The organism is Candidatus Fermentibacter sp., from assembly GCA_030373045.1.
Taxonomy (GTDB): Bacteria; Fermentibacterota; Fermentibacteria; order Fermentibacterales; family Fermentibacteraceae; genus Fermentibacter.
The window spans coordinates 1-13,809 of record JAUCPW010000007.1; the positions used below are offsets into that span (position 1 = coordinate 1).

The 13,809-nt window shown below is 67.9% G+C and carries 8 protein-coding genes and 1 riboswitch; of the genes, 6 read left to right on the top strand and 2 right to left on the bottom strand.

All coding sequences use genetic code 11. The annotated features are described in order from the left end of the window. Window positions 1–137 precede the first annotated feature (137 nt). A complete protein-coding gene (gene thiC / locus QUS11_02105; protein MDM7992085.1) occupies window positions 138–1,469 on the bottom strand; it encodes a phosphomethylpyrimidine synthase ThiC in 1,332 nt (443 codons plus the stop codon). Window positions 1,470–1,498: 29 nt separating this feature from the next. Further along, a riboswitch (TPP riboswitch) is annotated at window positions 1,499–1,591 on the bottom strand. 45 nt (window positions 1,592–1,636) lie between these two features. On the opposite strand from thiC, the gene QUS11_02110 reads away from it, so the two are divergent. Genes QUS11_02110 through QUS11_02120 form a run of 3 tightly spaced genes read left to right on the top strand, consistent with a single transcriptional unit; the run spans window position 1,637 to window position 4,547 of the window. After that, window positions 1,637–1,933 carry a hypothetical protein gene (locus tag QUS11_02110; GenBank protein ID MDM7992086.1) on the top strand — a complete coding sequence of 99 codons (297 nt, stop codon included), beginning with the start codon at window positions 1,637–1,639 and terminating at the stop codon, window positions 1,931–1,933. Next, window positions 1,930–3,522 carry a peptidylprolyl isomerase gene (locus QUS11_02115; protein ID MDM7992087.1) on the top strand — a complete coding sequence of 531 codons (1,593 nt, stop codon included), beginning with the start codon at window positions 1,930–1,932 and terminating at the stop codon, window positions 3,520–3,522. The genes QUS11_02110 and QUS11_02115 overlap by 4 nt, the downstream gene beginning before the upstream one ends. A 29-nt stretch (window positions 3,523–3,551) precedes the next feature. Then, complete coding sequence (locus tag QUS11_02120) at window positions 3,552–4,547, top strand: NAD-dependent epimerase/dehydratase family protein (protein MDM7992088.1); 996 nt, start codon at window positions 3,552–3,554, stop codon at window positions 4,545–4,547. A gap of 173 nt (window positions 4,548–4,720) precedes the next feature. Here QUS11_02120 and QUS11_02125 read toward each other — a convergent pair whose 3' ends face one another. Next, window positions 4,721–8,350: a lamin tail domain-containing protein gene (locus QUS11_02125; GenBank protein ID MDM7992089.1), complete on the bottom strand. Its 3,630-nt coding sequence runs from the start codon at window positions 8,348–8,350 to the stop codon at window positions 4,721–4,723. A gap of 69 nt (window positions 8,351–8,419) precedes the next feature. On the opposite strand from QUS11_02125, the gene QUS11_02130 reads away from it, so the two are divergent. From QUS11_02130 to mutS, 3 genes are read left to right on the top strand one after another with little or no spacing between them, the layout of a single operon-like run. Further along, on the top strand, window positions 8,420–10,327 hold the full coding sequence (locus QUS11_02130; GenBank protein ID MDM7992090.1) for an ABC transporter ATP-binding protein: 1,908 nt from the start codon (window positions 8,420–8,422) through the stop codon (window positions 10,325–10,327). Next, complete coding sequence (locus QUS11_02135; GenBank protein MDM7992091.1) at window positions 10,299–11,249, top strand: glycosyltransferase family 9 protein; 951 nt, start codon at window positions 10,299–10,301, stop codon at window positions 11,247–11,249. The genes QUS11_02130 and QUS11_02135 overlap by 29 nt, the downstream gene beginning before the upstream one ends. Beyond that, window positions 11,246–13,786: a DNA mismatch repair protein MutS gene (gene mutS / locus QUS11_02140; GenBank protein MDM7992092.1), complete on the top strand. Its 2,541-nt coding sequence runs from the start codon at window positions 11,246–11,248 to the stop codon at window positions 13,784–13,786. The genes QUS11_02135 and mutS overlap by 4 nt, the downstream gene beginning before the upstream one ends. Window positions 13,787–13,809 lie beyond the last annotated feature (23 nt).

The window sequence follows — 13,809 nt, forward strand, 5'->3', positions numbered from 1 at the left end:
TTTCCGGTATCCGGAGCGATAATAGGGCTAAATCCAGCGTCCGCACCCTGGTTTTCGGATGCCGACCACCGGACGCCTGACGCCGGCTGCTTGCCGCTCTGTTCTCCGGATGCCGGACGCCGGATGCCGGACGCCGGCTACTTGTTGCTCCGTTCTCCGGACACCGGATGCCGGTCACCGGATACCGATTCCAGCGCGCGGCGGCTGGTCTTCACCGCGCAGAGCCTTCCGCACATCGAGCAGACGTCGGTATCCGAGGGCATGGCCCTGCGCCGCTCGGTGCAGGCCTTCTCCGGATCGACGGCCAGCGCGAACTGCCTCTCCCAGTCGAAGGATGCGCGGGCGAGGGCCATGGCGTCGTCCCTGTCCCTGGCGCCCTTCCTGCCCCTCGCCACATCCGCGGCGTGCGCGGCGATCCTCGCCGCCACCGTGCCAGTGCGCACGTCGTCGACGTCGGGCAGTCTGAGGTGCTCGGCGGGGGTGACGTAGCACAGGAAGTCGGCTCCGAACCATGCCGCCATGGCCCCTCCGATGGCCGAGGTGATGTGGTCGTAGCCCGGAGCTATGTCCGTCACGAGCGGCCCCAGGACGTAGAACGGCGCGCCGCTGCAAAGGGTCTTCTGGAGGCGGATGTTGTGCTCGATCTGGTCCATGGGAACATGGCCCGGGCCCTCGATCATCACCTGGACGCCCGCGGCGAATGCTCTCTGCTGGAGCTCGCCCAGGGTGACAAGCTCCTCTATCTGGGCGCGGTCGGAGGCGTCGGCCAGGCTTCCCGGCCGCAGTCCGTCTCCCAGTGAGAAGGTTGCGTCGTACCTGCGCAGGATGTCGATCAGGTCGTCGAAACGCTCGTAGAAGGGATTCTCGGCCTTCCTCGAGGCCATCCACTCCGCCATCAGGGCGCCGCCCCGCGAGACGATGCCCAGCTTCCTGCCCTGATGCCTGAGCAGCTCCACGGCCCTGCGTGTGACTCCGCAGTGCAGGGTCAGGAAGTCCACGCCCAGCCTGCAGTGGTCCTCGACCGCCCCGAACATGGCGTCGGGCTCCACGTCGCCCGCTTGGCCGCCGCCCTCGAGCACCTCGCCGAAGACCTGGTAGAGAGGAACGGTTCCAAGCGGCACCGGGCTGGCCTGCGAGATGCGGGCCAGGATCTCGCGCCAGCGGGGCCCGGTGGAGAGGTCCATCACCGTGTCGGCACCGAAGCGGACGGCCGTGTCGAGCTTCCCGAGTTCCGAGTCGACCGACTCCATGTCGGCGGAGCTGCCGATGTTGGCATTGACCTTCACCGACAGGCCCCTGCCGACCCCGCAGGGTTTCGCCCTCTCGGAGGCGTTCGAGCAGGGGATCACGATCGAACCTTCAGTAATGCCTTCGATGATCAGGGACGAGCCGAGGCCCTCGCGGCGCGCGACCGCGTCAATCGAGGGATGGCCTTCGCCCTTCCTCGCAGCGTCGATGATGTTCTCCACCTGGGATCCCTTCCCGGGCCGCGGCGCTCTGCCCGGATACCGCACTTCCCTTCGCCGGCATTACCCGGATCAGGTTCCTCGGGGTATGATCTCAGCCCGGCGGGGCACCCCCTTCGGAGCTATGATACTGCAAACCGGAACGACAGGGCATGTCCGCGGAGGATGATATGATCCCCGATGAAACGGTCGATCTCTCGAATCAGGACCTGGTGAGGGTGCACACGGCCTCCAACGAGATAGAGGCGCTGTCCGTGCAGGCCATGCTGGCGGCGGAGGGCATCGAGTCCGCCCTGCAGAGCAGGCAGATACCGATGTACGACGGCATCGCCCGGGTCTTCAACCCGGCCTGGGGCTATGTCCTCGTCAGGGATGGCGACCTGGGCAGGGCGGAGGTTCTCGTGAGGAGCTTCCTGGAATCGCTGGAGGCCGACGGTGGGGATGACACCGAAGAGGAAGAACGATGACGGCCCTTCTCATGGTGGTGGTTGCGATGGCTCCTGGTAGCGATCCTGCCGACCTCCAGACCCTTCTCGGCATGGCGGAGGTCTACGCCAGGACCGGGCTCCATGCCGACGGGATGGAGAACGTGATCGAAGAACTGCTCTCGCTCGAGGGCGGATATGCGAGGACGGCCTCCTGGGCCTCGTGGTCGGCGGGGGAACCCCTTTCAACCGGCCCCGAGCCATGGCTTCTCGAGTTCGGTGCGGGGGAGCCTTCTCCGGAGATGCTCGAACGCGTGGAGCCGGGGCAGGCCGTGGAGTCCCTGATGATGCGCATGCTCCACGAGTTCGCCAGGGGCGGGCAGCCGACCCTGCCGGTGCTGGTGGACAGCCTGGTCCGGGGAGAACTAGACGGCCTCCCCGAAGAGACCGTGCGCCTGGCGATGCAGGTCTACGGAAGGCTGGGCGCAGGCGGGCTGGAGGACAGCCCCGCCGTGCGGAGCCTCACGGCGCCTCTCGCGAGGTATCTGGCCGAAACGGGCCGCGGGATCCAGCCGGAGGGCATCTCCGCGATGCCGCCCCTGGCGAGGGTTTATGCGGCCAGGGCACTTCCCGTCACCGCCCTCGGTCCGCTGCTCTCGGATCCGCTCTGGGCGGTGAGGTTCGAGGCCGCAGGGAGGGCCGATCCAGCCCTGCTTCCGCCCCTGCTCGGCGACACGGTGCCATACGTTGCGCTGCGCGCGGCTTCGAGGATGCGCGAGGCAGGGCTGCCCGGCGCTGACGAGGCGATCCGCGGGCTCTCCTCCATACCCGGGCCGGTGGGGGACCAGGCTGCGGCCATGCTTGGCGCGGAGGACAGGGACCTGCTGCACGAACTCATGGGCAGCCCCGATCCGGGCCGCAGGCTCGCGGCGGAGCAGGCATGGCTCTCGTCGGGCCTGCCGGTGGATGAAGCGATGGACAGGTCGCTGATGACCGATCCGTACTGGCTCGTCACCGTCTCCTACCTCGAGAGCATCGCGGCCTCGGGCGACACGGCCTCGGCTTCCGAACGGGCGCGCAGCCTGCTTGCGACCAGGGACGACAGGGACCTGCGGGAGGCGGCGTGCGCGATGCTGGGGATCGAGGATTCCCTGCACGGGCGCCCGGGGATCCCCGACGCGGCGGCGGACTCCGGGGGATACGACAGGGCCGTGATCCGCACAGACGAGGGCGACATCACGCTCACTCTCCTGACGGACATCGCCCCGGCGACCTGCCGGGCATTCTGCTGGCTCTCCATGTCCGGCTTCTACGACGGGCTGTGGTTCCACAGGGTGATCCCCGGCTTCGTGGCCCAGGCGGGATGCCCGCAGGGCAACGGCTATGGCGGCCCGGGCTTCGACCTCCCCAACGAGAGGAGCCTCGTGCGCTTCCGGCGCGGCGTGGTCGGGATGGCCGACTCGGGCCTCGACACGGGCGGGAGCCAGTTCTTCATCATGCTCGACGACCACGACAGGCTCGACTGCCGGTACACGGCCTTCGCGTCGGTATCGGAAGGGGATCCGATACTTGACAGGCTCACCGTGGGTACGAGAATACAGTCCGTTTCCCTCCTCCGTCCCGGCGACTGAGCCGGAACCCAGCGTCCGAAAGGGTGGATATGGCCAAGAGCATCAAGAGAATCCTAGTAACCGGAGCGGTGGGCCAGATAGGCAGCGAGCTGACGCTTGCGCTCCGCCAGCGCTACGGAGCGGAGAACGTGGTCGCGACGGGCCGCAAGACCGCTCCTTCGAAGGAACTCACGGAATCCGGCCCCTTCTACTTCATCGACGTCACCAAGCGCGCCAGCCTCGACGTCGTGATACGCAGGCACGAGATCGACACGGTGTTCCACATGGCCGCCATCCTCTCGGCCGTGGGCGAGAAGAACCCGCAGATGTGCTGGGACGTCAACATGAACGGAACCATCAACGTCCTCGAGGCCGCGCGGGACTACGAGATGGCGCGCGTGATAATCCCGAGCTCGATCGCCGCATTCGGGCCTGAGACTCCCCGCCACGGCACCCCTCAGGAGACGGTCCTGAAGCCCCGCACGATGTACGGCGTGACGAAGGTCGCCGGCGAGCTGCTGGCGGACTACTACGTGCGCAGGTTCGGAGTCGACGCACGCGGCCTCAGGTATCCCGGCATCATCTCGGCCGAGACGCTCCCGGGCGGCGGCACCACCGACTACGCGGTCGAGATCTACTACAAGGCCGTCGAGCAGGGATCGTACAAGTGCTTCGTCCGCGAGGACACCGCGCTGCCCATGATGTACATGCCGGACTGCATCAAGGCCACGATGGACCTCGCCGAGGCCGAATTCTCGAAACTCAAGCATTACAACGACTTCAACCTGGGTGCAATGTCGTTCACCGCTGGCGAGCTGGCGGCGAACATCAAGAGGCACGTGCCGGGCTTCACCTGCACGTACGAGCCGGATTTCAGGCAGAAGATCGCCGATTCCTGGCCCACCAGCATCGACGACTCCGCCGCGAGGCAGGAGTGGGGCTGGGCGCCCGCCTGGGACCTCGACGCGATGTCCGCGGACATGCTCGCGAAGCTACGGGCCCGCCACGAGAAGGGCGAGCTCTACAAGGGCGCCGCGGCCGAGTAGTCCGGACCGGGACATGACGGGGGGCCGCCTGCGGGCGGCCCCTTTCTTTGGGCATCCGGCGTCCGGATGCCGGAAGCCGAATTGCCCCATTGCCGCTCCGGAAACCGAATGCCGGATACCGAATGCCGGAAGCCGAATGCCGGATACCGAATGCCGGATACCGAATGCCGATGCTAGAGATGCCGGGCGAGGACCACGACGGCAGCCTTCTCCCTGACCTCCCCGTCCGGCTTCTCCAGTCTTGCCAGGATTATGTAGCGGCCCACCGGGAGCCTCCAGCCGTCGGCGTCGAGGCCGTCCCAGACGGCGGTGTACTGGCCGCCGGAAGGCGCACCGTCCGCCAGGACACGCAGGCTGCGGCCCTGCACGTTGAAGATCTCGAGAGATGCCTCGCCCTCGCCCTGCACGGTGATCGTCAGGACGTCGTCAATCCCGTCGCCGTCGGGCGAGAAGGGGTCGGGCCAGTACGACAGGAAGCCCTGCGGACCCGATCCGGGGCTGTAGACGGAGTTCTGCGCACCCGGAGTCGCGTCGCCCGTGCAGGAACTCCAGCTCCCGGGCAGCCATCCGCGTGCCCCGGGATCGATCTTCTCGAGGCTGATGCCGGCGCCGCCGCCCCACGAATCGTCGTAAGGGACCATGTCGGCGCCCTGACCGCCGGGAAGGGTCAGCCTCACGTCGTCGGCGTATTCCTCCCCGGGCTGGGTCTGGTCGTTGAGTGCCGGCCACGACGGGGGCTCTATGACGGGACAGCCGAGCCCGGGCCAGACTTCGCGGAAGGCCGAGCTGTCGGATGTGACGACAATGAAACCGTCCGGCTCGATGAAGACGGACGAATCGGTGATCGCTACCTCCTCGTGCGAGTCGGAGAGCATCAGACCGGAGATGTCGAGGCTGTCGGCCGAAGTGTTGGAGAGCTCGATCCATTCGGGATCGCCGGGGGCCGGATGGTACATGATCTCGTTGATGACTAGGTCGTACGGCCTGTTCCAGACCATCGACAGGGAGTCGTCCGAGACCGTGGTGTCACCGGCGCAGACCGTGTAGATGCCCACGGTCATGGCCGTGCCCGGAGCCGGCCACGAGGTGGCGATCTCCACCGAGTCGCCGGGGGCGGGGGGATCCGGCAGCAGGGAGAGGATGATCTCGGATGGCGACGGTGAGCCCGAGAAATCGAGGTCTTCGTAGAGCCACGCCTCGAGCTCGCCCTGCGAGGCCTGTTCTGCGCCCAGGTTGGCGACAGATGCCGAGAGCGAGACCATCGTGCCGTCCTCGCCGAAGGGAGGCTCGAGGTCGAGGGCGACGGGCGAGAAGTCCAGCCCCGTCTCGACTCCCGGGGGGGCGCCGCCGGGGGTGGGGTCGGATGCGACCCAGTTGCTCTCGTAGTCTGGCCCCGAGGGCACGATGCGATGTACGGCCAGGCCTTCGCCGGGGTTGAACGGGATCGAGTCGAGGCCGTCGTCGTCGCAGGAGAGAGGGTCTTCGGAGAGCAGAGGAGTGCCATAGGTGCTGAGGACGCAGGACGTGTCAGTGCCGGCTGCCGAGTAGAGAAGCACCGGATCGGTACCAGCCAGGCCGTCGCCGAGAGTGGTGTTCGAGACCGTGGCGACCACGGTGCCCGGGGCGAAGTTCCAGGGCTGCGCCCCCTGCGCGTACTCGGGATCGAGGATGACGGCATGGGAACCCGGGGGCATGAACCGCCCTGTGGAGGCATCCGGGTCGGCCAGATCCCCCACGCCCCATTGCGTGACCACGTCCAGCGCGTCGCCGTCGCAGATGCGGCACCCCTCGAGATCGAAGACTCCGGGGCCCGGGAACCAGAGTTCGACGTACTCGTCGGTGTCCTCGTCGACGGGGTTGCACACGACTTCGGAGATGGCAGGCGCAGGGCATTCGCCGGACGAGAAGGCCCCGAGGGCCGTGTCGTTGGACGGATCGGCATCCCCCGCCAGCAGGGAAGTCGCGCCCAGCAGCCAGCAGCCGTCGTCGAGGTCGATCACCGCCGAGAGAGTGTCGGTCTGCCCCGGCATGGAATAGGGCACGGCGAGCGCCGCCTGCACCTCCCCGGGCGATGACGAGGAGTCGGCGTCGAGGTCGACGAAGAACTCCAGCACGGCTCCCGCGGCAGGCAGCGAGCCGCAGTTGTACACGAAGGCCTCCACGGTGACGGTTTCTGCGCGGGAGAGGTTCACCACGGGGATGATGCCGATGCCTGCAACGCAGAGGTCGAGGGTGTCGGGGGACTCGGGCGCGACACCCGGCGAGCCGCCAGCAGCGGAGGCCTGCCAGTTGAACCCGGCGTCGGGCCCGGCGGGATGGATGCGCTCGGCGGAGAAGCCGTCGCCCGGGTCGAACGGGATGCCGTCGAGCCCGTCGTCATCGCGCTGGAGCGGATCCTCCGACGGGACGGGCGTGCCGTAGGTGGACTGGACATCGTCTGAGCCGGTGCCCCAGGGGCCGTACAGGGTGACGGGGTCGTCGGCCGTGAGTCCGCTGCCGATCGTCGTGTTCGCCACCGTGGCGACCACCGTCGACTCGGGGGGATCGTAGGGCATCGACCCGAGGACGTACTCGGGGTCTATCACCAGGGCGACTCCCCCCGAGGGGAGCCACTGGGAGACCCTAGTCCCGGGTGGAGGTCCGCCCTGCCAGGGCACTACGGTGTCGAGCGCATCGCCGTCGGTGATCGAGGAGCCCGAGAGGGGGTACGCGCCGGGCCCGGTGTAGAGGATCTCGATGAACTCCTCGCAGTCTTCGTCGGAGGGGTTCGCCATGACTTCGGTCACGACCGGTGCGACACCGCCGCCGGGGGAGACGCAGACGGACGATGCGTCGTTCTGACCGAGAGTGTCGGCTTCGCATTCCGAGAGGCCCGTGATGCAGAACCACCCGGTTTCGAGCGACACCGACGCGGAGATGGTGTCGCGGCTTCCGGGCAGCATGCCGGCGGCGTCGGCCGTTGCGAGGATGATGTCGGCGGCTCCCGGGAGGGAGTCGGCGTCGAAGTCGACGAAGAGCGAGATCGTGCCGGCGGGACACGGGGACGGCCCGGCATAGAGGAAGACCGCGGAAGCGGTGAAGGGGACTCCGGGGCCGGGCTGCTGGTCGGAAGCCGAAACGCCGGTGCAGGAGAGGTCGGGCCCGCCCTGCGAGCCGCATCCGGCCCCCGGCGTGCCCCCCGGCGGGCCCTCGACCCAGCTCGCCTCGTCGTCGGGCATGGAGGAGGACGAGCGCTCGACGCTCATGCCGTCGCCGGGATCGAAAGGGATGCCGTCGAGGCCGTCGTCGTCGCGTTCGGACCAGATGTCGGACGGAACCGGGGTGCCGTACGTGGAGACTGCGTTGCTGTCGGCGGTGCCGGCGGGATCGAACAGCGTGAGCGGGTCGGACGGGGCGGCCAGGCCGTTGCACAGGGCCGCGTCGCCGGTGGTGAGGATGACGGTGCCCGGCGGGAAGTCGTATGCCGGCGCGAGCACGTAGCCCGTCTCGAGCAGGACGGCGTAACCCCCGGCCGGAACGGTCGTCGACCCCGCCACGGCGTCGGTGTCGGGGAAGACCCCGTAGGCCGTCTCGTCCCACGGTTCGATGACATCGATGGCGTCGCCGTCGGTGATCGAGTACCCCAGGAGGTCGACCGGAAGGGGTGATGGGTTGCAGATCTCGACGAACTCGGCATTGTCCTCGTCGAGCGGATTCGCCATGACCTCGGTGATCGCCGGGGGCTGGGCGGGCAGGGCGAGGAAGAGCAACTGCATGATCATGTAAAGAGCGTATCCGGCAGGAGCCCCGGCGTCAAGAGGCATGCCCGGAGGATGCCCAGTCCTTATGTTCGGGGCTGCATCGAGCGCATCCCGTTCGCAGGAAGGAGAGCGTTGGCCGACGGACGCCGGGGGAACGCAAGGAGGCTTCTGGGCTTCGTGAAGCCCTACTCGGGCACCGTGGCCGTGGCGATGGTCTGCGCCGTGGTCTACGCGCTGTCGAGCGGCGCATCCATCGGCATGATCCTCCCCGTCTTCGACGACGTCCTTGGCAGCGAAACGGGAGGTTCGTCGGGCAGGACTCTGGAGGAGATCGTACGGACCGAGGTCCTCACGCCTGCGGATGCCGCTTTCTCCAGACTCGGCTCCCTGGACGTGTCCGGGGCGGCCGACGGTTTCTCCGAAGCAGGCGAGGCCGCCCGGGCCGCGCTCCGCGAGGCCCCGCCGCAGGAGTCCCTGGCGCTGGTGATTGCCTTCATCGTCATCCTGATAGTTTTCAAGAACATAGCTGCAGTCCTCCAGACCTTCTTCCTGGCCAGGGTCGAGCAGGGCGTGCTCTTCGACCTCCGCAGGGCGCTCTTCGGCCACATCCTCGGGCTCGATCTCGAATACTTCGCCAGGAGCCGGATCGGCGAACTCCTGAGCAGGATGACGGCCGACGTGGACAGGCTGAAGGGCGCGATATCCGAGGCCATGGTCAACGTGGCGAAGCAGGCCGTCCTGCTCGGCGTCTTCCTTGCGATAGCCCTGATGGCCTCCTGGAAGCTTACGCTCGTGACCCTCGCCGTCCTGCCCCCGAGCGCCATCGCGATAGGCGCCCTGGGGAAGAGGCTGAGGAGGAAGAGCCACAAGGCCCAGGAGAAGATGGCCGACTTCGCGTCGGTCCTCCAGGAGTCATCGCTGGGCATACGCGTGGTGAAGGCCTTCTCGATGGAGGGATTCGAGCAGGGCAGGTTCGACAGGATACTCAGGTCGCACGCCAGGTTCGAGACGTCGCTCCAGAGGCTCAAGTCCCTCGCCGGCCCGCTCACTGAGATCATCGGGGTCGGAGCCAGCGCGCTGATCTTCTGGTACGGCGGGAACGAGGTCCTGGGCGGCGGCGGCATGACCCAGGGCCAGTTCTTCGTGTTCCTGGGCGCGGCCCTCTCCATGATGGACCCCGTGAAGGATCTGAGCAAGTCGATCACCAGGATCCAGGCAGGCCTCGCATCCAGCGACAGGGTGTTCGCGATACTCGACGAGAGGCCTTCCGTGGTCCAGTCTCCGGATCCGGTCGAGGCCCGGGGCTTCTGCGAGTCGGTGGTGTTCGAGAACGTGAGCTTCGCCTACGACAGGGAGGAGGTCCTGCACGGGATCGACCTCACGCTGCGCGCGGGGGAGGTGGTCGCGCTGGTCGGGCCGAGCGGCGCCGGCAAGAGCACCCTCGCCGACCTGCTTCCCAGATTCATGGATCCTTCGGAGGGAAGGGTGCTCCTCGACGGCACCGACCTCAGGGACATCTCCCTCTCCTCGCTGAGGGCCCTCGTCGGCGTGGTGACCCAGGAGACCGTGCTCTTCAACGACACGGTCAGGAACAACATCGCATACGGCAGGGCCGACATCCCCCTCCAGCGTGTCAGGGAGGCGGCCGCCGCCGCGAACATCCTGGATTTCGTGGACGAGATGCCCGAGGGATTCGACACCGACATAGGGGAGCGGGGGGTCACTCTCTCGGGCGGCCAGCGCCAGAGGCTCGCGATCGCGCGTGCCATCCTGAAGGATCCGGCCATCCTCGTCCTCGACGAGGCTACATCCTCCCTCGACACCGAATCCGAGAGGCTGGTCCAGAGGGCCATAGAGAGCCTCGTCTCGGGCAGGACCGCCCTGATAATCGCCCACAGGCTCAGCACGATACGCCGCGCAGACAGGATCCTCTTCCTCGAGGCCGGCCGCATAGTCGAGAGCGGGACGCACGACGCCCTCATGAAGGCCGACGGCAGGTACAGAAGGCTGTATGACCTCCAGTTCTCGGACACCGTCTGAGAGGGCGGCCATCCTGAGGCTCCACTCCCTCGGGGACGTGGTGCTCTGCCAGCCCGTGGCATCGTTCTGCGCCCGCTACAACTCCACGCTGTTCATCACCGCGGAGGAGTATCTGCCCGTCGCGGAGCGCTTCGGGACCGGGATCGCATGTGCCGGAGTACCCCGGAGCAACGCCTGGAGGGCCATCCGCCGGGAGATGGCGGCATTCGGGCCGGACAGGGTGGTGGACCTCCAGGGGAACCTCACGACACGGCTCGGCACCTGGCCCCGCGAGGTGCCGCGTTTCGCAACCGACAGGCGGCTGAGGCGGGAAGCGCTCGCGGGAGGCGCATCCATGCCTCCGAGGGCACTCGACTTCGCCCGGGTGGCGGGATTCGAGTCGTCCCCGCCGCCTGTGCTGACGAGAGCGGCCGTGCCCGGCGACGGATTCCACGTGGCGCTGGTCTGCGGCGGGCGCTGGCCCATGAAGAGCCTGCCCCGCGGAGTCGTCGCCGAACTGGCCAGGCTCTTCATCGATCTCGAGGGCGCCCGAGTGACGCTCGCGGGAGGTCCGGAGGACGCATCCGAGATAGCCGCGACCGCATCCTCCGTGAGAAGGCCCGCGGTGTCGGCATACGCCGGCGGGGGCGGCATCGCCGGGCTCCTGGACGTTCTCGAGAGGCAGCATCTCGTGATCTCCCCCGATTCGGGCCCGGCGCACGTCTCCCGGGCTCTGGGCGTGCCCACGCTCGTGGTGTTCACCTCCACATCCCCCGTGCTGGGATTCTGGCCTGCCGAGGGCTCGTTCGGACCCTCCGCGCCGTGCAGCCCGTGCCACAGGCACGGCGGGCTCCGCTGCAGGACGGGCACGATGGAATGCCGGTCCTCGATCCTCCCCAGGGATGTCTACGACAGGGCGATGGAGGAGGCCGGGAGGCGTTGAACACCCCTCTGATGCAGCAGTACCGGAGTGAGCGGGAGAGGCACCCCGGCAAGCTGCTCCTCTTCCAGATGGGCGACTTCTTCGAGACCTTCTTCGAGGATGCCGCGATCCTCTCCAGGACCCTCGGGATCACACTGACGTCCCGCGACCTGGACAGGGAGACGGGGGAGAGGGTACCCCTCGCCGGCTTCCCGGTCCACGCCCTCGACAACTACCTGCCGAGGCTGATCCGGGCCGGCCTGAAGGTGGCGATCTGCGAACAGACCGAGGACCCCGCCAAGGCGAAGAAACTGGTCCGGCGCGAGGTCACCGAGATAGTCACCCCGGGGACCCTTGTGGCCGGGCAGGCCCTGGGGGAGAGGGAGACGGCCCTGCTCTGCTCAGTCCACTCGGCCGGGTCCGAATGGGCTGCGGCATTCTGCGACCTTTCGACGGGATCGGCCGGGGCTTTCGCCGGATCCATGGAGGCGGTCCTCGAGGAGATTTCACGCAGAACCCCGAGAGAACTGCTGCTGGCCGAGAGTTCCACCGTGGAGCCGCCAGGATCCGTCTCGACCACGAGGCTCGAGGACTGGCGCTTCGGGCAGGCGGCGGCCGCGGAGGCCGTGAAGAGAAGGCTCGGGGTGACGGCCCTGGGGGGCCTGGGGCTGGAGGAGTCGCCTGCACCGCTCGGAGCCGTGGGCGCCCTGCTGTCGTACGTCGAGGACGTCAAGCGGAACATCGCCTCGAAGGTGGAGTTCACAGGGCTATACAGCGCCGGCGACATCATGGTGATCGACGCCAGGAGCGCCCTTGCGCTCGATCTCGTCGACACCGCGGGCCCCGACCGCCAGGCGGTGCTCGCCGACGCGACGGACAGGACCGCGACGCCCGGCGGCGGAAGGACCTACAGGAACTGGCTGCTGTCCCCTCCCAGGGCGGCCCGGGAGACGAGGGCCAGGCATGACGCAGTGGAGGAGCTCCTGCTCTCGGGCCGCTGCGGGACGCTCTCGGGCATGCTCTCGTCCTTCTGCGACCTCGAGAGGCAGGCCGGACGCCTGCTCACTCTCAAGAGCGGGCCGCGGGACCTGCATGCGATAGGCGCGACCGCCGCGCTGCTGCCCTCGCTCGCCCGGGATCTGTCGTCGTTCTCCTCGGAGCTCTTGTGCGAGGTATCGGCGATGGATACGCTGGACGACATCGGGGACGATATCGGATCGACCATCGCCCCGGACCCGCCCGCCCGGCCGGGCGACGGCGACACGATCGCGAAGGGCGTGTCCGGTGAGCTGGACGAGCTGAGGGAGGCGCGGCACGGCGGCAGGAGCTGGATGGCCGCCATGGAGGAGACGGAACGCGCGGCGACCGGCATCCAGAGGCTTTCGATAGGATACAACCGCGTCTTCGGATACTTCATAGAGGTTCCGCGGAGCATGGCGGGCCAGGTGCCGGAACGGTTCGTGCGGCGGCAGACCCTGGCGACAAGCGAGAGGTACACGACCCCCGGTCTCCACGAGATGGAGGTGAAGCTGCTCCGGGCCGAGGAGGGCATAGCCGAGCTGGAGAGGACGATCTTCGATGGCCTCAGGTCGAGGGTGGCCGCCGGAGCCTCCCGGATAAGGCGCACCGGCGCCCTCCTCTCGAGGCTGGACGCGCTCTGCGGCATGGCGATCCTGGCGGGGGAGAGGTCCTACACCAGGCCGGTCCTGGCCGATCCGCCGTGCTTCCGCCTCGAGGACGGGCGCCATCCCGTGCTCGACGTCATCCTGCCCCCCGGGGACTGCGTGCCCAACTCCCTCAGGATGGACGCCGACCGGAGGATACTGATAGTCACCGGGCCCAACATGGCGGGGAAGTCGACCCTGCTCCGGCAGGCCGCCCAGACCCTGGTGATGGCGCAGGCCGGATCGTTCGTCCCGGCGACCTCGTTCGTCTTCTCACCCGTGGACAGGCTCTTCACGCGTATCGGCTCCGCGGACAGGATCGCCAGGGGGCAGTCCACCTTCCTGCTCGAGATGGCGGATGCCGCAGCCGTGCTCAACCAGTCGACCCCCGAGAGCTTCGCGGTGATGGACGAGATCGGCAGGGGGACGAGCACGTTCGACGGCCTCGCCCTCGCGTGGGCCATAATCGAGAGCCTGCACGACAGTCCTGTCCACCGTCCACTGGTCGTGTTCGCGACACACTACCACGAGCTGACGAGACTCCCCTCCGATCTCAGGAATTGTGCCAACATAAATGTCCCCGTCCGCGAGACTCGCCAGGGCATCGTCTTCCTCTACAGGGCCGCCGAAGGGCCTTCCGACAGGTCCTACGGCATCCATGTGGCCTCGATGGCGGGTGTGCCGCCCCAGGTCTCGGCAAGGGCGGCCAGGATACTCGCCCGCCTCGAGAAGGGCGGAGTGCCGGGAGAGACCCGCGACGACCAGATGACGATGGATTTCGACACCCCGCCGGATGGTCTGATGGAGATCCTTCGCGGCATCTCCCCGGATTCCATTTCGCCCCGGGAGGCCCAGCACCTTCTCTACGAGATCAGGGAGATGCTCGGGCCGTGAACAGGTGTTTACATCGCCTGACT